Annotated in this window: 22 protein-coding genes and 1 pseudogene; 1 reads left to right on the top strand and 22 read right to left on the bottom strand. The window is 65.6% G+C overall.

The genetic code is table 11. From position 1 onward, the window contains the following. Positions 1–39 precede the first annotated feature (39 nt). From PCE31107_RS02420 to PCE31107_RS02495, 16 genes and pseudogenes are all read right to left on the bottom strand, one after another. A complete protein-coding gene (locus PCE31107_RS02420; RefSeq protein ID WP_150606281.1) occupies positions 40–2,061 on the bottom strand; it encodes an acetyl/propionyl/methylcrotonyl-CoA carboxylase subunit alpha in 2,022 nt (673 codons plus the stop codon). A gap of 204 nt (positions 2,062–2,265) precedes the next feature. Then, positions 2,266–3,258, bottom strand: a pseudogene (gene bioB, locus PCE31107_RS02425) (biotin synthase BioB); the annotation flags it as partial. A 125-nt stretch (positions 3,259–3,383) separates the two neighbouring features. Next, positions 3,384–4,142 carry a dethiobiotin synthase gene (bioD, locus tag PCE31107_RS02430; protein ID WP_240756146.1) on the bottom strand — a complete coding sequence of 253 codons (759 nt, stop codon included), beginning with the start codon at positions 4,140–4,142 and terminating at the stop codon, positions 3,384–3,386. Continuing rightward, complete coding sequence (bioF, locus tag PCE31107_RS02435) at positions 4,135–5,343, bottom strand: 8-amino-7-oxononanoate synthase (RefSeq protein ID WP_150606285.1); 1,209 nt, start codon at positions 5,341–5,343, stop codon at positions 4,135–4,137. Before bioF ends, bioD begins: the two co-directional genes overlap by 8 nt. Then, the gene (bioA, locus tag PCE31107_RS02440) at positions 5,340–6,716 is read right to left on the bottom strand and encodes an adenosylmethionine--8-amino-7-oxononanoate transaminase (RefSeq protein WP_130024680.1); all 1,377 of its coding nucleotides are present in this window, start codon (positions 6,714–6,716) and stop codon (positions 5,340–5,342) included. The genes bioF and bioA overlap by 4 nt, the downstream gene beginning before the upstream one ends. Positions 6,717–7,029: 313 nt before the next feature. Next, complete coding sequence (locus PCE31107_RS02445; protein WP_150606287.1) at positions 7,030–7,821, bottom strand: enoyl-CoA hydratase/isomerase family protein; 792 nt, start codon at positions 7,819–7,821, stop codon at positions 7,030–7,032. Between the two features lie 34 nt (positions 7,822–7,855). After that, positions 7,856–9,463: a carboxyl transferase domain-containing protein gene (locus PCE31107_RS02450; protein ID WP_017231715.1), complete on the bottom strand. Its 1,608-nt coding sequence runs from the start codon at positions 9,461–9,463 to the stop codon at positions 7,856–7,858. A 67-nt stretch (positions 9,464–9,530) separates the two neighbouring features. After that, positions 9,531–9,953 (bottom strand): YchJ family protein, encoded by a 423-nt coding sequence (locus PCE31107_RS02455; protein WP_130024682.1) that lies wholly within the window; start codon positions 9,951–9,953, stop codon positions 9,531–9,533. 19 nt (positions 9,954–9,972) lie between these two features. Then, on the bottom strand, positions 9,973–10,578 hold the full coding sequence (locus PCE31107_RS02460) for a 2-hydroxychromene-2-carboxylate isomerase (RefSeq protein ID WP_150606289.1): 606 nt from the start codon (positions 10,576–10,578) through the stop codon (positions 9,973–9,975). 127 nt (positions 10,579–10,705) lie between these two features. After that, complete coding sequence (locus PCE31107_RS02465) at positions 10,706–11,383, bottom strand: SDR family oxidoreductase (protein ID WP_130024684.1); 678 nt, start codon at positions 11,381–11,383, stop codon at positions 10,706–10,708. Between the two features lie 40 nt (positions 11,384–11,423). Further along, positions 11,424–12,608, bottom strand: a complete 1,185-nt coding sequence (locus PCE31107_RS02470) for an acetyl-CoA C-acetyltransferase (RefSeq protein WP_130024685.1) — start codon at positions 12,606–12,608, stop codon at positions 11,424–11,426. 144 nt (positions 12,609–12,752) lie between these two features. After that, complete coding sequence (gene can, locus PCE31107_RS02475; protein ID WP_017231720.1) at positions 12,753–13,433, bottom strand: carbonate dehydratase; 681 nt, start codon at positions 13,431–13,433, stop codon at positions 12,753–12,755. A 48-nt stretch (positions 13,434–13,481) separates the two neighbouring features. Beyond that, positions 13,482–15,287, bottom strand: a complete 1,806-nt coding sequence (gene aceK, locus PCE31107_RS02480) for a bifunctional isocitrate dehydrogenase kinase/phosphatase (protein WP_150606290.1) — start codon at positions 15,285–15,287, stop codon at positions 13,482–13,484. 84 nt (positions 15,288–15,371) lie between these two features. Then, on the bottom strand, positions 15,372–16,553 hold the full coding sequence (locus tag PCE31107_RS02485; RefSeq protein ID WP_150606292.1) for an isovaleryl-CoA dehydrogenase: 1,182 nt from the start codon (positions 16,551–16,553) through the stop codon (positions 15,372–15,374). 98 nt (positions 16,554–16,651) lie between these two features. Beyond that, entirely contained in the window at positions 16,652–17,137 is a 486-nt protein-coding gene (locus PCE31107_RS02490) for a PaaI family thioesterase (RefSeq protein WP_150606294.1), read from the bottom strand. 254 nt (positions 17,138–17,391) lie between these two features. Beyond that, positions 17,392–17,829 (bottom strand): MerR family transcriptional regulator, encoded by a 438-nt coding sequence (locus tag PCE31107_RS02495; RefSeq protein ID WP_150606296.1) that lies wholly within the window; start codon positions 17,827–17,829, stop codon positions 17,392–17,394. 128 nt (positions 17,830–17,957) lie between these two features. Between PCE31107_RS02495 and PCE31107_RS02500 the strand changes: the two genes are divergently transcribed. Beyond that, entirely contained in the window at positions 17,958–19,040 is a 1,083-nt protein-coding gene (locus PCE31107_RS02500) for an MBL fold metallo-hydrolase (protein WP_150606298.1), read from the top strand. Positions 19,041–19,234: 194 nt separating this feature from the next. Here the strand turns inward: PCE31107_RS02500 and PCE31107_RS02505 are convergent, their stop codons facing one another. The 6 genes from PCE31107_RS02505 to argS form a co-directional block, all read right to left on the bottom strand. Continuing rightward, positions 19,235–20,554 (bottom strand): MFS transporter, encoded by a 1,320-nt coding sequence (locus tag PCE31107_RS02505; protein ID WP_150606300.1) that lies wholly within the window; start codon positions 20,552–20,554, stop codon positions 19,235–19,237. Positions 20,555–20,780: 226 nt separating this feature from the next. Next, positions 20,781–21,272 carry a hypothetical protein gene (locus tag PCE31107_RS02510; protein WP_246181688.1) on the bottom strand — a complete coding sequence of 164 codons (492 nt, stop codon included), beginning with the start codon at positions 21,270–21,272 and terminating at the stop codon, positions 20,781–20,783. Positions 21,273–21,371: 99 nt separating this feature from the next. Then, positions 21,372–22,226, bottom strand: a complete 855-nt coding sequence (locus PCE31107_RS02515; RefSeq protein WP_150606302.1) for an SDR family oxidoreductase — start codon at positions 22,224–22,226, stop codon at positions 21,372–21,374. A gap of 46 nt (positions 22,227–22,272) precedes the next feature. Beyond that, positions 22,273–22,956 (bottom strand): thiol:disulfide interchange protein DsbA/DsbL, encoded by a 684-nt coding sequence (locus tag PCE31107_RS02520; RefSeq protein WP_130024693.1) that lies wholly within the window; start codon positions 22,954–22,956, stop codon positions 22,273–22,275. A gap of 249 nt (positions 22,957–23,205) precedes the next feature. Further along, positions 23,206–23,877, bottom strand: a complete 672-nt coding sequence (locus PCE31107_RS02525) for an SPOR domain-containing protein (RefSeq protein ID WP_150606304.1) — start codon at positions 23,875–23,877, stop codon at positions 23,206–23,208. A gap of 66 nt (positions 23,878–23,943) precedes the next feature. After that, entirely contained in the window at positions 23,944–25,665 is a 1,722-nt protein-coding gene (gene argS / locus PCE31107_RS02530) for an arginine--tRNA ligase (RefSeq protein WP_425494708.1), read from the bottom strand. Between the last annotated feature and the right edge of the window lie 103 nt (positions 25,666–25,768).

Below are 25,768 nucleotides of genomic sequence, written 5' to 3' on the forward strand. Positions count from 1 at the left end.
GCTGCGGCGTGATGCCGGAGCACCGCGCCAGGACGATCGCTATCGCTTGAACGCCAGCAACTGGGCGCCTTCCGGCACCTGGTCGCCGACGGCGAACAGCACCTCTTCGATTTCACCGTCCGCGGGTGCGCTGATGGTGTGCTCCATCTTCATCGCTTCCATCACGAGCAGCGGCGCGCCCTTCTCGACCTTCGTACCGGCGGGCGCGAGCACGGCGATGACCTTGCCCGGCATCGGCGCCGTCAGCCGCCCCTCGCCCCCTTCCTGCGCCCCCGCTTGTGCCAGCGGATCGTGCCAGCGCAGCGTCCAGGACTGACCGTCGGCGAAGACGTGCGCGGCGTCGTGCTCGAAGTCGACATGCCCTTGAACGCGGCGATCGCCGAGCGTCACGCGATACACCCCGGCGTCGTGGGCGTAGCGATACGGGTACGTCTGCCCGTCCACGGTGAGCGTGCTCGCCTGCGGCCCGCTCGTGAGGAGAACCGATAGCCGCGTCTCGCCGTGATCGAAGGCGAGGGTGCGCTGGTAGTCGCCGTTCAGGCGCCACCCGGTGGCGAGCTGCCACGGCGAGTGGTGATCGATGCTGTCCTGATATTTGCGGCGGCCGATCACGGTTTCGCGGGCCAGCTGCGCCGCGACGGCCAGTGCCAGCGTGGTCGCCGGTACCGGGGCGGCGGCCGGGAACAGCGTGTCGCGATGGCGCTCGATCAGCCCGGTGTCGAGATCGGCCGCCGCGAACGGCTCGCTGGCGACCAGGCGTCCGAGGAACGCGATGTTCGTCTGCACGCCCACCACGCGATACTGGCCCAGCGCGCGTCGCATGCGGGCGAGTGCTTCGTCGCGGTCCCGACCCCACACGATCAGCTTGGCGATCATCGGATCGTAGAAGGGCGAGATGGTGTCGCCTTCGCGCACGCCCGAGTCGATGCGCACGGCGGCCGGTGCGTCGGCGCTGCCGATCTCGAACTGGACCGCTGCGGGCGGACGCAGCGTGCAGAGCGTGCCCGTCGACGGCAGGAAGTTGTTATCCGGATTCTCGGCGTAGATACGGGCTTCGAGCGCATGCCCCTGAATGCGCAACGCGTCCTGCTTGCGCGGCAACACTTCGCCCGCCGCCACGCGCAATTGCCATTCGACCAGATCGAGCCCGGTGATCATTTCCGTGACCGGATGCTCGACCTGCAGGCGCGTGTTCATCTCCATGAAGTAGAAAGAGCCGTCCTGATTGGCGATGAACTCGACCGTGCCCGCGCCGACGTAGCCCACGGCCCGCGCGGCATTACAGGCGGCTTCGCCCATGGCGCGACGACGCTCGTCGGTCATGCCCGGGGCGGGGGCTTCTTCCAGGACCTTCTGGTGACGGCGCTGCACCGAGCAGTCGCGCTCGAACAGATAGACGCAGTTGCCGTGCGTGTCGGCAAATACCTGAATCTCGATATGGCGCGGACGCGTCAGATACTTTTCGACCAACACGCGCTCGTCGCCGAAGCTGCTGGCGGCTTCGCGCTGGCAGGACGTGAGCGCGGCGCGAAACGCCGAACTGCGCTCAACCACGCGCATGCCCTTGCCGCCGCCGCCTGCGCTGGCCTTGAGCAGCACGGGGTAGCCGATCTCGTCGGCGCGCTCGTGCAGGAACGCGGCGTCTTGATTGTCGCCGTGGTAGCCCGGCACCAGCGGCACTGCGGCGCCTTCCATCAGGGTTTTCGCGGCGCTCTTGCTGCCCATCGCATGAATGGCGCCGACCGGCGGGCCGATGAAGACGATGCCGGCCTCGTGACACGCAGCGGCGAAGGCTTCGTTCTCGGACAGGAAGCCGTAGCCCGGGTGGATGGCCTGGGCGCCGGTGGCCTTGGCGGCGTTGATGATGGCATCGATGCGCAGATAGCTCTCGCGCGCGGCGGCGCCACCCACGTGCACCGCTTCGTCGCACACGGCGACATGCTTGGCGTGCGCGTCGGCGTCGGAATAGACGGCCACCGTGCGAATGCCCAGCCGTGCGGCCGTGGCGGCCACGCGGCAGGCGATTTCGCCGCGGTTGGCGATGAGGATCTTGTCGAACATGCTGCCTCCGGAAAATGATCGATTGGGGCGGCGCCTGCACATCGCACTTCGCTTGTGACGAAGGGCCACTGCACTTGCGCCATTCTCTTTGCTATCCAACTTCGCCGCGTCGGCGGATCGTCTTTTTGCGATCTCGTCGCCGTCGTGGCGGCTTAACCTGTCAACACATCCTTCAACGCCAGCCCTTCACCGTGCCGAAAACGCTCAGTGCGTGGCGCAGGCCGTCAGGCCATTGCACTCGCCTGCGGGCTCGGCGGCGCCGAGCTGTTGCTCGGTCGACGTGTGCATGCCGAGACGCGCGAGCAACGCGCGGTCGTGTTCGGCTTGCGGGTTTTGGGTTACGAGCAGTTTCTCGCCGTAGAACATCGAATTCGCACCGGCGAGAAAGCACAACGATTGCAGGGCGTCGTCCATCATCTCGCGCCCGGCCGACAGCCGCACCATTGCGCGCGGCATCGTGATGCGCGCCACGGCGATCATGCGCACGAAGTCGAACGGATCGACGGCGTCGTTGTTCTCCAGCGGCGTGCCTTCGACCTTCATCAGGTTGTTGATGGGCACCGATTCGGGATACGGCGACAGGTTGGCGAGCTGTGCGATCAGGCCGGCGCGCTCGCGGCTTGTCTCGCCCAGGCCGACGATGCCGCCGCAGCACACTTTCAGTCCCGCGTCGCGCACGCGGGCCAGCGTGTCCAGGCGATCCTGATAGGTGCGCGTGGTGATGATCTGCCCGTAGAACTCGGGCGACGTGTCGAGGTTGTGGTTGTAGTAGTCGAGGCCGGCGTCGCGCAATTGCTGCGCTTGCCCGTCACGCAGCATGCCGAGCGTGACGCACGTCTCCAGGCCCAGCGCCTTGACGCTGCGCACCATCTCGCCCACCGCGTCGACCTGGTGCGGCTTCGGGCTGCGCCATGCGGCGCCCATGCAAAAGCGGGTGGCGCCGGCGTCTTTGGCGCGCTGCGCGGCGGCGACCACTTCCTCCACCGGCATGAGCTTCTCGGCTTCCACGCCGGTGTCATAGCGCGCCGATTGCGGGCAATAGGCGCAGTCCTCCGGGCACCCGCCTGTCTTGATCGAGAGCAGCGTCGAGAGCTGCACGGCATTGGCGTCGAAGTGTTCCCGATGCACTTGCTGTGCGCGGAAGATCAGGTCGTTGAACGGCAGCGCGAAGAGCGCCTCGATGTCGGCGACGCTCCAGGGCGTGTCGTTGCGGCGCAGGGCTTCGTCGTGACCGTGAGCGGCCGTGTGGGCGTGAACTTGCATGATGTGATTCCTTGAATTCGGTGAGTTCGTTAATGTCGCGCGATAGGGCAGTGGCGCGCTCAAGGCCGCGTCATGTCGACGAGCGGCCCGATGTCGAGATAGCCGGAGGCGGTCGCCGCGTCGGGGTGCGCCAGATGCGGCACTCGCCCGAGCAGCGGCGCGGGCAAGCGCGCGGCAAGTGTGTCGATGTTCGCCGCCACGTGACGCATCTCCGGATCGACGTGATTGGCGACCCAACCCGCGAGCGTGAGCCCGCGGGCGGTGATGGCTTCGGCGGTGAGCAGGGCGTGGTTGATGCAGCCGAGCCGCAAACCGACGACCAGGATCACCGGCAGGCCGAGCTGGCGCGCCAGCTCGGCCGTATCCGGTGCATTGGCATCGGCGCCGAGCGGCACGCGAAAGCCGCCCACGCCCTCGACGATCACCAGATCGGCTCGTGCGGCGACACGCGCATAGCCCGCACGGATCACGCCGCAATCGAGCGCGATGCCCTCGGCGGCGGCGGCGATGTGCGGTGCCGTGGCGTCTTTCAGCACGTAAGGGCAGTACCAGTCGTCGGGCAGCTTCAGGTTGCTTGCCTGATGCAACTGCTCGACGTCGTCGTTCACGAAGCGCCCGTTGTGCTCGGAGGCGCCTGCCGCGACCGACTTGAGCCCCGCACACACCAGCCCGCGGCGACCGGCCGCGTGCAGCAATGCCGACGAGACGAGCGTCTTGCCGATCTCGGTGTCGGTGCCCGTGACGAAGAACGCATGGCGCGCGGGCGTGGCGCGTTCGGCGGGCATATCGAGGGGGGCGCTGAGATGCGGGTCATCCATGCGCGTGCTCCGTCCAGTCTCGGTCGAGTTGATTGATGGCGGTGGCGAGCCGGGCGACGTCGTCCGCCGTGTGCGTGGCGCAGAGCGTCAACCGCAGTCGCGATGTACCGGGCGCCACGGTCGGCGGACGAATGGCCGGCACCCACAGCCCTGCTTCGGCCAGCCCTGCCTGCGCGTGCAGCGCGGCGGCGTTCTCGCCGAGGATGATCGGCTGCACGCCGGTGGGCGAGACCATGTGCCGCCAATGCCGGAGCGTGAGCGAGTCGCGCAGTTGGGCGATACGCGCTTGCAGCGCGGCGCGGCGCTCGCGGCCCTCGTCGCCGGCGATCAGCGCCAGGCTCGTGAGCAGTGCGTGGGCCTGCGACGGCGCGGCGGCCGTGGTGAAGATATACGGCCGCGCACGATTGACGAGCCATTCGATGACACGCTCGTTGGCGGCGACGAATGCGCCGCCGACACCGGCAGCCTTGCCGAGCGTGCCGATGATGACAAGGTTCGGCGAGCGCAGATCGAAATGCTCGAACACGCCCCGGCCAGTCTCGCCGACGACGCCGAAGCCATGCGCATCGTCCACGACCAGCCACGCGTTGTGCCGTTCGGCCAGTGCGAGCAGTTGCGGCAGCGGCGCGATATCGCCGTCCATCGAGAACACGCCGTCGGTGACGATCAGCTTCGTCTCGGCGGTGCTGGCGTCGAGCAGCGCGGCCAGGGCGTCGACGTCGCCGTGCGGGTAGACGTGCGTGCGCGCGCGGGACAGACGTGCGCCATCGATCAGCGAGGCGTGATTGAGCGCTTCGGAGAAGATCTCGGCGTCCTTGTTGGCGAGCGCGGAGAGGGTCGCCAGGTTGGCCATGTAACCGGTACAGAAGTACAGCGCTCGACCGTCGACGAGATGGGGCGACATGAAGTCGGCGAGCGCGTCTTCGAGTTCCGCGTGGGCCTGCGAATGACCGCTGATGAGGTGCGATGCGCCGCTGCCTGCGCCGTAGCGCTGCGCGCCCTCGATGAGCGCCTCGACAATCTTCGGATGCGCGGCCAGACCGAGATAGTCGTTGCTGGCGAATGCGAGTACGTCGCGGCCGTCGGCGCACACATGAGGCTGGCACGGTGTGGACACCACGCGACGGCGGCGTCGCAGATGCGCGCGGTCGATGTCGGCCAGGCCGGCGTCGAGCCGGGCGAACAGGGGATGGGGGGTCATGCGGGCACCTCCGTGCCGTGCGTCGTCGTGGCGTCGAAGGCCGCAAGCGTTTGCGCCGCGAGCCAGTCGATGGTGTCGTCGTCGAGCACGTACGGCGGCATCAGGTAGACCGTGGCCCCGATGGGGCGCAGCAGCACGCCGCGCGCCCGGGCTTCGGCGTAAAAGCGTTTCGCGAAGGCGCTGGCGGCGCCGGGGGCGTCCGGCAACACCGCATCGAACGCCCAGATCATGCCGCGATGACGCACGTGCCTGGCCCGCGGATCGTCGGCCAACGGCGCGAGTGCCTGTGTGAGGCGTTGTGCGCGAAGCATGTTGCTTGCGAGCACGTCGTCGTCGGCAAAGATGTCGAGCGTGGCGAGTGCCGCGCGGCACGCCAGCGGATTTCCGGTGTACGAGTGCGAGTGCAGGAAGCCGCGTGCGGTGTCGTCGTCGTAGAAGGCGTTGTAGATCGCGTCGCGCGAGAGCACCAGCGACAGGGGCAGATAGCCGCCGCTGATCCCCTTGGACAGGGTGAGCAGATCGGGCCAGATGCCGGCCTGCTCGCTCGCGAAGAAGGTGCCCGTGCGTCCGCACCCAACGGCGATTTCGTCGGCGATGAGATGCGCGCCGTGCTGATCGCACAGCGCGCGCACGCGGCGCAGATACTCGGGATCGTGCATCGCCATCCCGGCCGCGCATTGCACGAGCGGTTCGACGATGACGGCGGCAATGCGTCCCTCGCGCTGCGTGAGCAACGTCTCGAGGTCTGCCGCGGCGCGACGCGCGACGTCGGCCGGCGTCTCCCCGTCGCGGGCGTCGCGCGCATCGGGCGAGGCCACCACGTGGGCGTGGCGCAGCAGCGGGTCGTAGGCGTCGCGAAAGAGTGCGACGTCGGTCACGGCGAGCGCACCGAGCGTCTCCCCGTGATAGCCGTGACGCACGCAGACGAATTCGCGCTTGTCGCTGTGGCCCTGATTGCGCCACGCGTGAAAGCTCATCTTCAGGGCGATCTCGACGGCCGACGCGCCATCGGACGCGAAGAACGCATGCCCGAGCACGCCGCCGGTCAACGCCGACAGACGTTCGGCCAGGGCGACGACCGGTTCGTGGGTGAAGCCCGCGAGCATCGCGTGTTCGAGGCGGCCAAGCTGATCGACGAGCGCCGCGTTGATGCGCGGATTCGCATGGCCGAACAGATTGACCCACCACGAACTGATGGCGTCGAGGTAGCGCTTGCCGTCGGTATCGACGAGCCAGGGGCCTTCGCCGTGGGACAACGCGACGAGCGGCAGCTTTGCCTGTTGCTTCATCTGGGTGCAGGGGTGCCAGACCTGTCGCAGACTGCGCGCGGCGAGATCGCCGGGACCGGCGGGGGGGCGCGAAGAGGCGTCCATCGGTGACTCCTTGGTTGGCCGCGACGGATGGCGTTCACAAGGCAATGTGTGCCGTCCGTTCGGCTGGCCGGTGACGGGCATTGCGCAGGGCGCTGCCGCACGGGGCCGGAGGTGGGGGGATGGACGCATGGTAGGCAAAGCGTTTTAGTAGGGCAATAGGCGGAATTGGTGCGAAAAATCGCTGCTTTGTGTGCCGTAGCGAGACGTTATCGATAAATTCGCAAAACCCGCCGATAACGTTGCGGCATCTCCGCCGTCACCCCTCCCCCAAAAAATTTGTAACCGATGATGTGGCCTGACGCACGTGCGTGGCTCAGGACGCCTCGCGCCATGCTGGCGTGCGCTTCTCGAGGAACGAGCGCACCCCTTCGCGGCCTTCGTCGGACGCGCGGATCTTCGCGATGCGGTCCGCCGTGTCGGCGATGGCGCTGTCGTCGATCTCTCGACTCGCGAAGTCCTGCACGAGTCGTTTGCACGCTTTCACTGCGTTCGGGCTGTTGTCGACGAGCGCCTTGGCCAGCGCCTGCACGGTGCTGTCGAGCGTCTCGGCGCTCACGACTTCGTGCACGAGACCGTGACGGTGCGCGGTCGCGGCGGTGAAGCGCTCCGCCGTGAGGAAATAGCGACGTGAGGCCGACTCGCCGAGCGCGCGAATGACATAGGGGCCGATCGTCGCCGGTATCAGGCCCAGCTTCGCCTCCGACAGGCAGAAGTGCGCGGTGTCGACCGCCACGACCATATCGGCCACGGCGGCCAGACCCACGCCCCCCGCGTACGTGTCGCCCTGCACACGAGCGATCACCGGCTTCGGGCAGCGATAGATCGTGCTCAGCATGACGGCCAGCGTCATCGCGTCGGCGCGGTTCTCGGCGTCCGAGTAGCCGGCCATCTTCTGCATCCAGTTCAGATCGGCGCCCGCGCAGAAGGCGACACCTTCTGCGGCGAGCACGATGGCACGCACGTCGTCGTTCGTGGCGAGCGCGCGAAACGCGCCTGTCAGTTCCTCGATGACCGTTTCGTTGAACGCATTGCGCACGTCCGGACGGTTGAGCGTGACGGTGGCGACGTGGGCGTCGACGCTGACTTTTAACGTGACGAGATTCATGACGTGGAATTCCTCGATGGGCCGTTGCGGGCGATTACATGCGGAACAGGCCGAAGCGCGTTTCGGGAATGGGCGCGTTGAGCGTGGCCGACAGCCCCAGTCCGAGCACGGTGCGGGTGTCCGCCGGATCGATCACCCCGTCGTCCCACAGGCGGGCGCTGGCGTAGTACGGATGGCCCTGGCGCTCGTATTGATCGCGAATCGGCTGCTTGAAGGCATCCTCTTCCTCGGCGCTCCACTGGCCGCCGCGGCCCTCGATGCCGTCGCGCTTGACCGTGGCGAGCACCGACGCGGCCTGCTCGCCGCCCATCACCGAGATACGGGCGTTCGGCCACATCCACAGGAAGCGCGGCGAGTAGGCCCGACCGCACATGCCGTAGTTGCCCGCGCCGAACGAGCCGCCGATGATGACCGTGAACTTCGGCACGTTCGCGGTGGCGACCGCCGTCACCATCTTCGCGCCGTGCTTGGCGATGCCCTCGTTCTCGTACTTGCGCCCGACCATGAAGCCGGTGATGTTCTGCAGGAAGATCAGCGGGATCTTGCGCTGGCAGCACAGCTCGATGAAGTGCGCGCCCTTCTGGGCCGACTCGGAGAACAGGATGCCGTTGTTCGCCACGATGCCGACCGGATAGCCCCACAGATGCGCGAAGCCGCACACGAGCGTGGTGCCATAGCGCGCCTTGAACTCGTCGAACTCGGAGCCGTCGACCAGGCGCGCGATCACTTCGCGTACGTCGAACGGCTTCTTCGTGTCTGACGGAATCACGCCGTACAGGTCGCGGGCGTCGTACTTCGGCTCGACCGGCGGCTTGACCGCAACGGTGGCCGGCTTGCGACGGTTGAGGTTCGCGGCGATGCTGCGCGCGATGGAAAGCGCGTGCGCGTCGTTCTGCGCGAAGTGATCGACCACGCCCGAGAGGCGCGTGTGGACGTCGGCACCGCCGAGGTCTTCGGCGCTCACTTCCTCGCCGGTGGCAGCTTTCACGAGCGGCGGGCCGCCGAGGAAAATCGTGCCCTGTTCCTTGACGATGATCGACTCGTCGCTCATGGCGGGCACATAGGCGCCACCGGCCGTGCACGAGCCCATCACCACGGCGATTTGCGGAATGCCCTGCGCGGACATCTGCGCCTGATTGTAGAAGATGCGCCCGAAGTGATCGCGGTCGGGGAAGACATCGTCCTGGTTCGGCAGGTTGGCGCCGCCCGAGTCGACCAGGTAGATACACGGCAGATGGTTCTGCTCGGCGATCTCCTGCGCGCGCAGATGCTTCTTGACCGTCATCGGGTAATAGGTGCCGCCCTTGACCGTGGCGTCGTTGCAGACGATCACGCACTCCTGGCCCGACACACGGCCGATGCCGGTGATGATGCCGGCGCCCGGGGCGTCGTCGTGATACATGCCAATCGCCGCGAGCTGCGAGAGTTCGAGAAACGGCGAGCCCGGATCGAGCAACTGCTGCACGCGCTCGCGCGGCAGCAGCTTGCCGCGCGCGATGTGCTTCTTGCGCGCGGCCTCACCGCCGCCACCGGCCAGTTGTGCAATGCGGGCACGCAGGTCGTCGACCAGGGTCTGCATCGTGGCCGCGTTGCGTGCAAAGTCTTCGCCGCGCGGGTTGAGCTTGCTTTCAAGAATCGGCATGTGACGAAATCCGGTGGAGAGTGAGGGAGTCGTTGGAGGCGTTTCGTGGACGTGCGCCGCGGCGGGGTCAGTCGAACAGGTCGCCGTCGATGTAGCGCCAGCGGCCGTCGTCCGAGCGCTCGAAGCGGCTGCGTTCGTGCAGCCGGTGCGCCCGTCCGCCGACCTTGTAGCGGGCGACGAATTCGACTTCGGCATGCGACGCGTCGCTTTGGCGATGGGCCTTGATCTGCAGGCCAAGCCATTGCGGCGCGTCGTCGAAGTCAAGCGTGGCGGGACGCGTGCGCGCCGCCCAGGTGTCGAGCAGGTACGCGGCGTTGTGACGCACGAACGCCGTGTATCGCGAGCGCATCAGCGCTTCGGCGCTCGGCGCCATGTCGCCGTGTTCCAGGTAGCGCGCGCAACAGTCGTCGAATGTGAGCCCGCCGCAAGGGCAGGCGTCGCGCTCGATGTCTGGCGTCGTCGCGCTGCGCGACGTGAGGGGTCTTGCCATCGTGAGTCGTGCCTTGTTGTCAGATCTTGCCTTGCGTCAGACAGGCCTCGACCTGTGGGAAGTGGTCGAAGCCCCAGAACGGTTCGCCGTCCACGATCACGAAGGGCGAGCCGAACACCCCGCGCGCCATCGCCAGATCGATTTCGGCCTTGAGATGGTCCTTGGCGGCGGGCGAGTGCATGCCGGTGTCGAGCTTCGTGCCGTCGATGCCCAGAGCCTCGCCCAGGCGCACGAGTTCCGCCGGGTCGCCGATGTTCACGTCGTCGACGTAAAGCGCGTGGAAGATCGACTTCGCGAACTCGGCGGACAGGTCGCCGCCGTGATGATCCTGCACCCAGAGCACGGCGCGCTCGGCGGCTTGCGTCGGGATCGGGAAGTGCGTCGGCCGCTTGTACGCGATGCCATGAAACCGCGCGGTGCGCTCCACGTCATGCCGCAGATACGCGGTCTTGATCGGATGCTGCGTCGGTGCGCCCGTGCCGTTCACCTTGTAGACGATGTCGAGCAGGATCGGATGCCACGCCACGCCACGCCCGTGTCTCGTCGCGATGTCGTCGATGCAGGTGCTCGCAAAATACCCATACGGGGATGCGAAGTCGAAATAAAAGTCGATGGCGGACGTCATGTGGGCTCCGTTTCCGAGTGACGTGTCTGGCCCGCGAATCAAAAGATGCGGCGGTGTGGCTACAGCTTGTTATTCCGTCTCGCGCCAGACGATGCCTGCCCGGTCGCGAATTTATTTTTTCCTGCGATTACCACGCAAACGCGCTGCCGTCGTAATTGAAGAAACCCCCGTTGTGCGTGGCGCGCTCGCCCGGTGCTCGGGCGAGCACACGCCGCATGCCGGCCACGCTCGTCTGCACGTCGATGTCCGCGTTCTCGCCGCCCATGTCCGTGCGTACCCAGCCCGGATGCATCGCGACGCAGGTGGCGCGCTGCGCTTCGAGCGACGTGGCCTTGACGACCGAATTCACGGCCGCCTTGCTTGCCCGATATAGCCAGCTGCCATTGGTCTCCATCAGGGCGATGCTCCCCATGCGACTCGAAAGAAAACCAAACGCGCCGCCGGCGGCTTCGACGAACGGCAACACAAGCGGCGCGGCCTGCATGGCGCCGAGGACATTCGTGTGGAACACGCGGTCGAACTCGGCCATGGTGATCGGCGCGAGGCCCGTGGTGCGCTCCGAATTCACGCCTGCGTTGTAGATGGCGACGTCCAGGGCCACGCCGTCGAGTTGCCACGACAGGCCGGAGAGCGACTCCACGCGCGTGACGTCGAGCTGCAACGGCTCGGCGTCCAACTCGCGCAGGGCAGCCAGACCGTCCTCATCGCGGGCCGTGGCGAAGACGCGCCAGCCGTCGCCGCGATACTGCCTGACGAATTCCATGCCGATGCCGCGCGACGCACCGATGATGAGTGCTGTTTTCATGACGTGCGATTCCTGTGGGCCAGTGCGTGAGCCTGCGGGGTCATACGAGTTCGATGGCCATCGCTGTCGCTTCGCCTCCGCCGATACACAAGCTGGCCACGCCGCGCTTGCCGCCGGTCTGGCGCAACGCACCGATGAGCGTGACCAGGATGCGGGCGCCGGAGGCGCCGATCGGATGGCCGAGCGCGCAGGCGCCGCCATGAATATTGACCTTCTCGTGCGGCAGGTTGAACTCGTGCATTGCGGCCATCGTGACGACCGCGAAGGCTTCGTTGATTTCATATAGATCGACGTCGTTCGTCGACCAGCCGGTCTTCTCGAAGAGCTTGCGCATCGCGCCGACCGGCGCCGTGGTAAAGAGGCCCGGCTGTTGGGCGAATGTGGTGTGTCCGGCGATGCGCGCGAGCGGTGCGAGGCCGAGACGTTTGGCCGTCGATTCGCGCATCAGTACCAATGCGGCGGCACCATCCGAGATCGACGACGAATTTGCCGCTGTCACCGTGCCGTCCTTGCGGAAGGCTGCCTTGAGCGTCGGGATCTTTTCGGGGTTGGCCTTGAACGGCTGCTCGTCCTGATCGACCACCGTGTCGCCCTTGCGACCCGGTACCGTCACTGCCGCGATTTCCCACGAGAACGCGCCGTCCTTCGTGGCCTTTTGCGCGCGTTCGAGCGAGGCGATGGCGAAGGCGTCCTGGGCCTCGCGGGTGAAGGCGTAACGGTCGGCGCATTCCTCGGCGAAGGTGCCCATCAGGCGGCCCTTGTCGTAGGCGTCTTCCAGACCGTCGTAAAACATGTGGTCGATGACCTGACCGTGCCCCATGCGCATGCCGGTGCGTGCCTTCGGCAGCAAATAGGGGGCATTGCTCATGCTTTCCATGCCGCCGGCGACGATCACATCGGCGCTGCCGGCCACGAGCATGTCGTGCGCGAACATGGCGGCGCGCATGCCCGAACCGCACATCTTGTTGACGGTGGTCGCCCCGGCGGCGAGCGGCAGACCGGCGCCGAGCGTGGCCTGACGCGCAGGCGCCTGACCCTGACCGGCGGGCAGCACGCAGCCCATGACCACTTCGTCGACCTGCTCGGGTTGGATCCCGGCGCGTTCGACGGCGGCGCGAATGGCGGCGGCACCCAGTTGCGGTGCGGCGACATCGCCGAATACCCCTTGCAAGCCGCCCATCGGCGTGCGGGCGGCGGAAACGATAACGATCGGGTCGTGTTGCATGGCAGTCTCCTGTAATCGCTTGCGGAGGCCAACGATCGTCCTTGCGGACCGGGTCGTCAGCCCCCGAATATCCAATGCTTCAGTCCTTGCATCGTCCGTGCGCCCGGCGAGGGGTGTCCGGCGCGGCCGGACAACATGGCTCGCTTAGGCGCGCGGATTGCGTAATTCGGCCATCGCGGCCACGCAGCGGTCGTAAATACGCGGCAGGGCTTCGAGGCTGTTGACCGACATGCGCAGGTCGCGCACCAGACCGTCGCGCAGGCCGTACACCCAGCCGTGCACCGTTACGGGCTGATTGCGGGCCCAGGCGTCGCGCAATACCGTCGTATGACAGATATTGACCACCTGCTCGATGGCGTTCAGTTCGCACAGTCGGTCGTGACGGGCGTCGCGCGACGGCAGCGCGTCGATTTGCTCGACGTGGCGCTCGTACACATCGCGCACGTGGCGCAGCCAGTTGTCGACGAGGCCCATCTTCGCGCCGTCGAGCGCCGCGCCCACGCCGCCGCAACCGTAATGGCCGACCACCATGATGTGGCGAACCTTCAGCACTTCAACGGCGAACTGCAATACCGACAGACAGTTCAGATCGCTGTGCACCACGACGTTCGCGATATTGCGGTGGACGAACACTTCGCCCGGCGCGAGGCCCGTGATCTGGTTGGCCGGCACGCGCGAGTCCGAGCAGCCGATCCAGAGGTACTCCGGCGTTTGCAGCTTCGACAACCGCTCGAAAAATGCGGGGTCTTCCGCGTTCACGCTGGCGACCCAGGCGCGGTTGTTATCGAGCAGATGGAGGAGAGGTTGGTCTTTGTCTTCGGTCATGATCGTGTCATCCGGTGAACGTGTCGTGTGCTGGGAGACATCGCATGCTCAAGCGGCCGCCGCGCGGGGCGGGGCGCCGGTGGCACCGTGGCCGGTGCCGTAGCGATTGACGAAACGCAGCGAGACATCGTACGGATAGAAGTCGTGCATCTGTCCGGCTCGCACCCGGTCCTGATAGTCTTGCCACAGGCCGGGGTCGAAAAAATCCGGATGATGCTGGCTCAGGGAGTGCCGCACGCGCGCGTCTCCTGTCAGGAACGTCTCGAACGTCTGCGGAAACACGTCGTGCGGGCCTACACGGTACCAGACTTCCCCCGACATCGCCTCTTCTTCGTTACGGGGTTCCGGCACTCGACGGATGTGGCAATCCGTCAGATATTCCAGTTCGTCGTAGTCGTAAAAGACCACCCGGCCGTGGCGCGTGACACCGAAATTCTTGTACAGCAGATCGCCGGGGAAGATGTTCGCCGCCATCAGCTCCTTCACCGCATTGCCGTATTCCCGCATGGCGCGGTCGACCTCGGCGTCCGATGCCGTTTGCAGCCACAGATTGAGCGGCGTCATGCGGCGCTCGATGTAGCAGTGGCGGATCACGAGGGCGTCGCCGTCGATTTCGAGCTGCGAGGGCACTTCTCGCTGGAGTTCGGCGAGCAGGGCGTCGTCGAAACGCGCGCGCGGGAAGGCCACGCTCGAGAACTCCAGCGTATCGGCCATCCGGCCCACGCGATCATGCTGCTTGACCATCAGGTACTTCGCTTTCACCTGCTCGCGCGTGGTCTCCTTGGGCGGCGCGAAGCGCTCTCGAATCACTTTGAAGACATACGGATACGAGGGCAGCGTGAAAACCAGCATGACCAGCCCGCGAATGCCCGGCGCGCTCACGAACAGGTCGCTCGAATGCTTCAGGTGATGCAGGAAATCGCGATAGAAGAGGTTCTTGCCGTGTTTCTGCAGGCCGACCGACGTATAGATCTCCGCTTTCGGCTTGCCCGGCATGATCGTGCGCAGGAACTGCACATAGGCCGACGGCACTTCCATATCGACCATGAAATAGGCATGCGTGAAGCCGAACACTACGCGGAGTTCCTCGCGGCGCAGCAGAGCGGCGTCGAGCGCCAGCATGCCGTTCGCGTCGTGCATGATCGAGAGGGCGAAGGGCGTGGTCACGTCGCCGTTCACGATACGTCCCACGATATAGGCCGCCTTGTTCCGGAAGAACAGCGACGCGAGCACGTGAATCTGAAAGTTCGGTGCGGGCACGAAGTCGCCGAGCGTTTCGTCGAGCGCGCGCATCACATAGCCGACGTCGCGCGGCAGATCGGCAAACGGGCGGGTGAGCTGAAAATTCGTGACGATACGCGCGATCGTGGCCGCCATGCCGTCTGGCGCGGGGTAATAGACGCGATACGTCGGTTTTGCGGCGGGGGCGTCGTTCTCGATGTACTCCGTCGCCACGGCGGGGCGAACGAAGATGAAGCGGTTGTTGAAATACGAACGGTGCAGGATCTTGCAGCACACCGAGTTGAAAAACGTCTCGGCCAGCTCCGGCTGACGATGCTCGGTGAGCAAGCCGATGTAGTGCAGCTTCACTTGCTGCCAGACATCGTCGTCGAGCGACTGGGCGTCGAACTCGTCTTCCAGCGTCACGACGCATTCCCGCACGCGTTCGTCGTAATAGGCGATGCGGTCGCGCTGGAGCTTCTGGATGCCCATGAAATCGCCCGCCTCGAAACATGCCTGCGCCGCGACGCAGACGTCGCGGAAGATGCGGTAATGCTTGTCGAAGCCGTCCAGCATCGTGCGGGCGACGTCGTAAGCAAACTGCGACGACAGGAGTTTCGGGAAGTGATTCATACCGGTCGGGACAGGCGCGGGAGCGGTCTCAGTGGATTGTAGCGCTGCTGCCTGCGCCTGAATGTCAGTCGATGTGTCGTCGGCTTACATCGTTTCCGCGAACAACTCGCGGCCGATCAGCATGCGGCGGATCTCCGACGTGCCCGCGCCGATTTCGTAAAGCTTTGCGTCGCGCCACAGGCGCCCGACCGGGTACTCGTTGATATAACCGTTGCCGCCGAGAATCTGGATCGCTTCACCGGCCATCCACGTCGCCTTCTCGGCCGTGTACAGAATCACCCCCGCGCAGTCCTTGCGCACCTGACGCACGTGATCGCGACCGAGCAAATCGAGCTGGCGGCCCACCGCGTAGAGATACGCGCGGCTTGCCTGCAGAATCGTGTACATGTCCGCGACCTTGCCCTGGATGAGCTGGAACTCCCCGATCGACTGGCCGAACTGCTTGCGGTCGTGGATATAGGGCACGACCACGTCCATGGCTGCCTGCATGATGCCCAGCGGGCCGCCGGCGAGTACCGCGCGCTCATAGTCCAGACCGCTCATGAGCACCTTCGTGCCGCCGCCGATCTGGCCCAGCACGTTCTCCTCGGGCACCTCCACGTTCTCGAACACCAGCTCCCCGGTGTGTGAGCCGCGCATGCCGAGCTTGTCCAGCTTCTGCGCGACCGAGAATCCCTTCATGCCCTTCTCGACAAGGAAGGCCGTCATGCCGCGGGCGCCCGCTTCCGGATCGGTCTTGCCGTAGACGACCAGCGTGTCGCAGTCCGGGCCGTTCGTGATCCACATTTTCGTGCCGTTGAGCACGAAGCGGTCGCCGCGCTTCTCGGCGCGCAGCTTCATGCTGACCACGTCCGAGCCCGCGTTCGGTTCGCTCATCGCGAGCGCCCCGATATGCTCGCCCGACACCAGCTTGGGCAAGTACTTCGCCTTTTGCGCGGCGGTGCCATTGCGGTGGATCTGGTTGACGCAGAGGTTCGAGTGCGCGCCGTACGACAGGCCGATCGACGCCGACGCGCGCGAGATTTCCTCCATCGCGATCATGTGCGCCAGATAGCCCATATTCGCGCCGCCATACTCTTCCGAGACCGTCATGCCGAGCACGCCGAGGTCGCCCATCTTGCGCCAGAGGTCCATCGGGAACTGGTCGGTGCGGTCCACTTCGCCTGCGCGCGGGGCGATTTCCTTGGAGGCGAAGTTCGCGACCGATTCGCGCAGCATATCGAGGTCTTCGCCGAGCATGAAATTGAGTCCGGGCAACAGGGTCATGACACAGTCTCCAGAGGGTGGCGCGTGGCTGTTAGCCCGCGCATGGGTTCGATGGTGCGGCTAATGAGGTTGATTCGGCGATCCGGTGGCGGGGGCGCTCAGCGAGTCTTGGGAGACGACGTTGCCGAGGGACTGGCCGCCAGCACGAAAAGCGTTTGCTGCATCAATGCGCAAAGCGTCCATTTGCTGTCGTCGACGACAAACAGTTCGGCGGTGGCGACGATCAGCGTGCGCCCGGATTTCACGACCTGGCCGCGTCCGACCAGTGTATCGCCCTTGCCGGGGGCGAGAATGTTCAGTTTGTATTCGGCGGTGACCAGTTCCTGGTCCGGCGAGATGCGGGTGTAGCCCGCGTAGCCGCCGGCGGAGTCGGCGATGGCGCCGATCACACCACCGTGAAAAAAGCCGTGCTGCTGGTTGACCTTGTCCGAGAACGGCAGCGAGATTTCGCAGTGGCCGTCGGCAAGATGCGAGAGAAGCGCGCCCCAATGCGTCATGACGCCCTGCTTTTCGAAGCTGGCGCGGATCTTTGCGGCGACGGCGTCGTCGAGCGGTGCAGCGTGGGAGACAGGGAGGTTGGCCATGATGGGAGCGAAAGTACGGACAAAGCCGAGTGCCCAGATATTACTTTACGTTTACGTAAACGTAAAGTAAGGGCTTTCCAGCATCGAAAGTGCGAAGGTCGGCCGGGCGGGAGGCGACCCCGGACAGGATGCCGGGCGAGGCGGATTCAGGCGGGTTGGGCCGGGTTTGGGCGGGTTGGGGCAGTAAGTGGTTGAAACCGAGGCCGACGCCAAGGCCGAGACAGAAGTCGGAACAGAAGTCGAAACCTGACGAATCAGTGCGACACAGCCGTCGTCTTCGACCGTCGAGCGACGTCGGCGGGTGCGGCTTCGCCGGCAGCCTCGAGCAGCGCGAGACATTGGGCTTCGTGTTGCGCGACCTCGTCGAGCGTGGCGTGAAGATCCTCGAGTTGCTGCTCAAGCACCTGCCGATGCTGGGACAGCGTTTCGAGGAACACGCGAAGCTGGGACACCGTATCCTTGGGCGACGCGTAGAGATCGAGAATCGACTTGATCTCCGAGAGCGTGAGTCCGAGACGTTTGCCGCGCAGCGTCAGCTTCAGACGCGTGCGATCCTGCCCGGTGTAGACGCGGTGGCGCCCGCCGGGACCTTCGCGGGCCGGTGTGAGCAGCCCCTGATCCTCGTAGAAACGGATCGCGCGGGGCGTAATGTCGAACTCGCGGGCAAGCTCGGTAATCGTGTATGTGAGCATCGGGTTAAGCAGGTGCTTACCATTGCAGATAGAATTGCCGTTTACGTTAGCGTCAAGTTGCTTCCTATGCAATCGGTGACGGCGTTAGCCGATAACGACAGAACAAGTCCATCTGGAGCGTGGTCCTCGTGAATGCCCTTGAACAACAACTGAATTACCCCCTCGGAGAATTCTTGCCGGAAGGCGGCACCGTGCACGAAGTGGCGCCAGGCGTCTTCTGGGTGCGCATGCCGCTGCCGTTCGTGCTCGATCACATCAACCTGTGGCTGCTGCGCGACGATATCGACGGCGTCAAAGGCTGGACCGTCGTCGATTGCGGCATCACACATCCGCAGATCAAGGCCTATTGGGAACAAGTGTTCGAGCACGCGCTCGGGGGCGACCCGGTTCTGCGTGTCGTCGTCACGCATTGCCACCCCGATCACCTCGGCCTCGCGCACTGGATCTGCAAGGGCGGCGACAAACCCCGCTGGTCAGCTCGGCTCGCCATGTCGCAGGGCGACTACGCATGGGGCCGCCTCATGTCGGAGGCCGTCAACAACAACGCCGCCAATGCCGGCGGCGAGTTCGCCGTGGCGCACTTTATTTCGCATGGGCTTGCCGATGAGGCCATGATCGACCAGATCCGCCACCGCAAGACCTACTTCAGCGACCTCGTGCCCGAAGTGCCGTCGCGCTTCTTCCGCTTGCGCGATGGCGAGTCCCTGCGCATCGGCGGCAGCGACTGGCGTTTGATCGCGGGTTACGGCCACTCGCCAGAGCACATGGCGCTGTACTCCGAACGGCACAACGTGCTCATCTCCGGCGACATGGTGCTGCCGCGCATTTCGACCAACGTCAGCGTCTTCGACATCGAACCCGAAGCCAACTCGCTGCAACTGTTCCTTGACTCGCTCGGCGTCTACCTCGATCTGCCCGCCGATTGTCTCGTGTTGCCCTCGCATGGCCGGCCGTTCACCGGACTGCACACCCGCATTGGCCAACTGCGTGATCACCACACCGCACGGTTGCAGGAAGTGCGCGACGCCTGCGCCCGGTCGCCGCAAAGCGCGGGCGATATCGTGCCGATCATGTTCCATCGCAAGCTCGATGCGCACCAGACCACCTTCGCCATGGGCGAAGCGCTGGCGCACCTGCACATGCTCTGGCGTTCGGGGGAACTCAAGCGCGAGCGCGATGCGAAGGGCGTCTGGCGCTTTTCTCCGGTTTGATCGGACCTGCGTGACGACCTGCACGATGACCTGCCTTCGCGGCAGGTGCGAGCGGCAGGCATGAGTGGCAGGCGTGAGCGCCGCGCATGAGCGGCTGACCGGATCAGTTGGCCACAAAACAATGCCCCGGCGACCGATTCAGGTCGCCGGGGCATTGCATTTTTGCGTACGTGCTTTTGGCGTCGCGTGCGACGTCAGGCGTGCTGCGTCGATGCCGCCGTGTTGCGGCCGTCGCGACCGAGCAAACCGTACGTCACCAGGCTGATCGTCACCGTCATCAGAATGTAATACGCGGGGGCCAGCGGGTTCTGCGTCGCCTTGATCAGGTACGTGATCCAGAACGGCGCGAGACCGCCGAACAACATCACCGAGACGTTGTAGAGAATCGAGACGCCCGTCGAGCGCACGCCGACCGGGAACACCTCCGTGACCGCCGTCGGGAACGCGCCCCACACGAAGCCCATGCAGACGGCCGGCAGAATCTGCGCGAGCAGCAGATTGCCCATCGACGGCGCACCGTGCAGCCGCGTGAACATCCAGAACGACGTCAGGCCGTAGAGCAGCACGAACAAAAGAATCAGCGGTTTGCGGCCCACGCGATCCGAAATCCAGCCCGTGAACGGGCACAGCGCGGCGATCAGCATGGCGGCGATGAACGTCGACAGGCTCGCGGCGCCCTGCGTCAATCCCAACTGCTTGACTGCGTAGATCGGCGTATAGATCAGCGTGACGTAGAACGATGTCGTTGCGGCAACCGTCAGGCCGAAGCCGGCGATGAGTGCGCGATAGTGATGCGAGAAGACGTCGGCGAGCGGTGTGCGGCGGGTCGGTGCACGCGCGGCCGCGTAGGCCAGAAACTCCGGCGACTCCGTCATGCGACGTCGAATATAAAAGCCCACCGGACCGATCAGAATCCCGAACAGAAACGGAAGACGCCAACCCCACGATTCGAGTGCCTCCTTGGTGAGCGACGTGTTGAGCACATACGCGCACAGCCCGGCGAACGCGACGGCCAGTGCCTGCGAGCACATTTGAAAGCTGCCGTAGAAGCCGCGCAGGTGGGGCGGCGAGAACTCGATGAGCATGGCCGTCGAGCCGCCGAATTCACCGCCCGCCGAGAAGCCCTGAATGACGCGTGCCAGCAGGATAAGCAACGGCGCGGCAAAGCCGATCGCCGCATACGTCGGCGCAATACCGATCAGGCCCGTGCCCAGCGCCATGAGCAGCACCATGACCGAGAGCGCCGACTTGCGCCCAGCCCGGTCGGCGTACAAACCGAATGCGAGCCCGCCGATGGGACGGAAGAAGAACGCTACGCCAAGCGACGCCACACTCGCCAGCAGCGAGTTCGTATCGTTTTCCGCGGGGAAGAAGAGCTTCGCGATGATGACCGCGAAGAGACCGTAGACCGTAAAGTCGAACCACTCGAATGCATTGCCCAGCGTGGAACCGATCACCGCTTTGCGTCGCAGTGCCGGATCGATGACCGGCGCGCCGGTAGGGGTTGCCTGCATATGCCTCTCCTGCTTGGTTGGGCGTGCCGCAGTCGGATCGGTCTGCTAACGTCCGTCGACATCCGTCCGCTCGCTGACGGCAAGACCGGTTTAACGTCGTGTGTACCTCTATCGAAGTTACACAAGCACTCTAGCGCAGGTTCGCAATGCACCACAACGGTTCAATAATCCGCGCCGCCACGGCGGCCGGTGGCGTGTTCCAAGGGAGAAACGCAGGCGTATCGAGCTATCGATTCCCCCGGCTGCCCTTCCACCGATAGTCTCGTTGACCGACCCATTCCCACGTGCCGGTGTAGGGATTGAACTCGTAGCCTTCGCGGTATTCGCTGGTGTAGCAGCCGCCCTTCTGCAGATAGCATTTCTCGCTCAGGAAGTGAGCGGCATCGCGCGACGTGCGTGGTCGCGCCTGCGGCACGACGATATACGGATGCGCGGGGGCGATCACCACGGGCGGGCGCGGCGCAATGATCACGGGCGCCGGGGTCACGATCACCGGTGCAGGGGCGACGATCATGGGCGCGGGCGCGACGAGGGTCGGGGCGGGGCGGATGTACGATTCCGGCGGGCCGACGATTTGCCAGTTGCCGGGATCCAACGCAGCGCACCCGGAAACCATCAGGGCGAGCGGTAGGCTAAGGATGAGGGCGATGCGTCGATGAAGCGCGACGCCGCGATTGGGGCAAGCGCGTGACGCGGCTTGCGTTGATATGGCGTTCATGGGGACGTCGCGCGTTAGGGATGCGGAGCAATGTAACGCGTGACATTCAGCTTTCCCCGGCTTCGCCCGTAGATTTGGGGAATATCCCTGCGTTGGCCGCTATTTGGGGCCTGTTGAGGGACCGTCCGGCGGCTGGACGGTGTTGGCCGAGGGGGCGTTTTGTACGTTGCGCTCGGACAACCGTGGCTTTCGCGGCGCACGGGCGAAGAGCCTGTCGTAAAGCCAGCGCGGCAGGCATCGCAGGACACAGGCCACCACGCCCATCGGCCACGGCAGCACCACGAAGCGCTTGCGTCGGGCGATCGCCGCGGCCGCCTTGCGCGCGAACGTGTCCGCGGGCATCAGGAACGGCATCGGGAACGGGTTGCCATCCGTCATTGGCGTGCGAATGTAGCCCGGCGCAATCGTTACGACCGCGACCTTGGCAGCGCGCAATTCCACTCGCAGGCTTTCGAGGTACGTCATCGCGGCGGCCTTCGAAGCACTGTAGGCGCCGTGCCCTGGCAGACCGCGCACACCGGCCACGCTGCCGATACCCACGAGCGTGCCGTGCTTGCGTTCGCGCATCGGTGCCACGAAGGGGCTGAACGTGGCCACCATCGCCAGCCAGTTGGTGTCCATGACCGACGCGAAGTGCGGTAGATCGGCCGGGTCTTCAGTCGTCACGCCGTGGCTGATGCCCGCATTGGCGATGACGATGTCCGGCACGCCGTGACGGGCCATGAAGTCGTCGGCCGCCGCGTGCAGCGCGAGCGTGTCACGCACGTCGAGCGCGTAGCTATGTACGGCATGCGGATGGGGGAGCGAGGCGGCCAGATCGGCGAGCCTGTCGCCGCGTCGACCCACTAGCCCGAGGATGGCGCCCTGCGCGGCGTAGTGGCGTGCGAGTGCTTCGCCCAATCCACTTGAGGCGCCCGTGATAAAGACCTTCGGTGATGTCGTGTGTGTCGCCATCTAATGCAAAAGCCCGGCCGGGGCCGGGCTGGGTGAGCGGCGAAGCTTACAGCTTCTTCGCGCGGATCTGGTTGATGATGGCGTCGGCCGTCTTGAGCGCCGCATCGAACGTCTGCTGCTCGGTCGTGGCCGGCTTGCCCGCCTTTTGCAGGGCGTCGCCCGAGGTGGCCGGCGAGACCAGGTACTTGCCCTGGATCGCGATCGTCGGCACGCCGTCGATCTTGTAGTCCTGCCACGTCCTGTTGGCCGTCTTTACGCTGGCCTGGGTCGAGAAGCCGTTATAGGCGTCGAGATACTTCTGCTTGTCGATGCCGAACTGCGTGAGGAAGTCGGCCTGCGTTTGCGCCGTCAGCAAATAGTTGTGCTTGACGTGGATCTCGTTGAAGACCTTCGGTGTGAGTTCAGCTTCGCGGCCCAGCGCGTGGAGTGCGTAGAACATGCGGGTGTGCGGCTCGAAGCGGTCCTGGAAGGCGACCGGCACGCGCTTGAACACGACATCCTTGCCTTGCTTCTTGACCCACGCTTCCAGCGACGGTTCGAGCGCATTGCAGTGCGGGCAGCCATACCAGAAGAATTCGGTGACTTCGATTTTGCCCGCGCCGGCCGACGTGGGCTGTGCTTGCGGCAACACCAGGTAATCGGTTCCCGCGACCGGGGCTTCGGGCGAGGCCGAGGCGGCGCCGCAAAGGAAACCGAAAGACAGCAGAACGGTACCAAGAAGTTTTTTCATGATCGTTGTTGAGGAGTGAGGCAGACGCGCCAGCCATCGGTTGGCCGGCGCTCCTGCGAAACCATATCCCGGATTCACATAGATAAGCTAGTGCTTATGACCAGCGCCGCGCTGCCGGGTTCAACCTCCCGGCAACCCCGGCGTTTCCCGAACGATGCTGCCGGTAAACCATGCATTCCGCGCGGGTGCGACGCGGTGCCGGGCGAGGAAACAAGAGGCGTTGCCCTGATCGAGCAGCGCCTCTTGCGGTTATTGCCTCGTGAAGCGGATAACGGCTGTGTCGTAGCCACCATCCTGCAGGCGCTGACGCACGTGGTTCATCTCGTCGAGCTTGCCATACGGGCCGAGGCGCACGCGGTAGAGCGTCAGACCGTTGGCATCGCGCTGCGTGACTTTCGCCTCGAAGCCCGAGAGCGCCAACTTGGCGCGCAGTTGCTCGGCGTCGCTCTGCGACTTGAATGCGCCGACTTGCAGGAAGTAGCCCGTGTTGGCGGTGTCCGTCGCGCTGGCGGGCGGCGTGGTCTGCGGCGCGACCGGCACGGTCGACTTGCCGCTGAGAATATCGGCGGGCGACGGCTTTGTCGGGGCCGGTGCCGTGGGCGCGGACGCGGTGGGCGACGTGACCGGTGTGCCGGGTACGAGCGGCGACGTCACGGCCTGCGAGGCCGACTCCGGCCCGGCCACGGCCGACGCGGCGCCCGGCAGTGGCGTGCGCGGCTGCAGCGACTTGTTCGGATCGGGCGCTTGCGCGGCCGGCGAGTTATCGGCCGGGCGCGGCGGCGTCTTTTCGACGAATGGGGTCGGCGTCTTCGTGATGTAGAGCGCGACGACGACGGCAACGGCCAGCCCAACGATCAGGCCGAGCACGATGCCCAGAAAAGTACCGCCCCGCTGGCGGGGAGGCCGACGTGTGTTTGCCATCGAGTCGATTCCGTCCTTACAGAGTTCCGATGCGTTTGCCGTTCGGAAGGGTTGGATAACTGGGGCTTACATCTTGGCCGGGGTCGACACGCCCAGCACGGCAAGACCGTTGCGCAGCACCTGACGCGTCGCCGCCAGCAGCGCCAGACGCGCGTGCTTGACGGTCTCGTCGTCGACCAGCACGCGATCGGCGTTGTAGAAGGAGTGGAACGCCCCCGCCAGATCCCGCAGATAGAAGGCCACGGCGTGCGGCGCAAGTTCCTCGGCCGCGCGCGTGAGCATGTCCGGGTATTCGGCGAGCAGTTGCAGCAGCGCGAGCGCGCGTTCGCTGTCGAGCGGCGCGAGGTCGGTGTGGGCCAAACGGCCGTCGTCGCCGCCCCATTGCGTGAGGATCGAGCAGATGCGGGCGTGCGCATACTGCACGTAGTACACCGGGTTCTCGTCGTTCTGCTTGAGCGCGAGATCCACGTCGAACACGAATTCGGTGTCCGCCTTGCGCGAAATTAGGAAGAAGCGCACGGCGTCGCGGCCACGGCGCAGGGCGGCTTCACGCTCGGCCGGATCCGTGACCGGGGTTTCGGCCGTGATGCCGCCCGACCACTCGATCAGGTCGCGCACGGTCACGTAGCTGCCCGCGCGCTTGGAGATCTTCACCTCTTCTCCGTGGCGCATGACGGTGACCATCTTGTGCAGCACGTAGTCGGGGTAGCCGGTCGGAATGCCGATGCCCAGGGCCTGCAACCCCGCGCGCACGCGGGCGATAGTGCCGTGGTGGTCCGACCCCTGCACGTTGATGACTTGATGGAAGCCGCGCGCCCACTTGCGGGTGTGATAGGCAACGTCCGGCACGAAGTACGTGTAGGTGCCGTCGGACTTGCGCATCACGCGGTCCTTGTCGTCGCCGTAATCGGTGGTGCGCAGCCACAGCGCGCCGTCCTGTTCGTACGTCACGCCCGCATCGACGAGCGCCTGCACCGTGCGCTCGACACTGCCGTCGGCATAGAGCGACGACTCGAGGTAGTACTGATCGAAGCGCACGCCGAAGGTCTGCAGATCGATGTCCTGCTCGCGGCGCAGATAGGCCACGGCGAACGCGCGGATCGAATCGATGTCCTCGATGTCGCCGCTGCCGGTGACCGGGGCGCCGTCGGACGCCTGCACGGTCTTGTGTGCGAGGAAGTCTTGTGCGATATCGCCGATATAGTCGCCGTTGTAGGCCGATTCCGGCCACTCGGCGTCGCCCGGCTTCAGGCCGCGCGCGCGCGCCTGCACCGAGGTGGCGAGCGTCTGGATCTGCACGCCGGCGTCGTTGTAATAGAACTCGCGATGGACCGGATGGCCTTGCGTGCCCAGCAGCGCCGAGATCGTGTCGCCGAGCGCGGCCTGACGGCCGTGACCCACGTGCAGCGGGCCGGTCGGGTTGGCCGAGACGAACTCGACGAGCACCGGCGCGTCGTCGTGGCGCACGGCGCAGTGGCCGAAGGCGGCGCCTTCGGTCAGGATCGCACGCGCCACCGACTGCTTCGCGGCGTTGGCCAGACGCAGGTTGATGAAGCCGGGGCCGGCGATCTCAACCGCGTCGACGAGTCCGCTCGCGCGGGCGTCGGCGAGGATGGCGTCGGCAATCTTCTGGGCCAGCTCGCGCGGATTGGCGCGCAGCGGCTTCGCGAGTTGCATCGCCACGTTGCAGGCCAGATCGCCATGCGCGGCGACTTTCGGGCGTTCGAGCAGGATAGTCGGCAAGGCCGGCGCATTTTGCGCGGGGGTCGCAGTGCCGTCTGCGGGCATCAGACCGGCGACGACGTCGCCGATCAGCGCGACGAGAGCATTCTTTTGTGCAGGTAGCATTGGCGGGTGTTTCGGGTGCGTCCGGACGCGTCCGGACAGGCAG

It is taken from the genome of Pandoraea cepalis (assembly GCF_902459625.1).
In the GTDB taxonomy this organism is placed as follows: domain Bacteria; phylum Pseudomonadota; class Gammaproteobacteria; order Burkholderiales; family Burkholderiaceae; genus Pandoraea; species Pandoraea cepalis.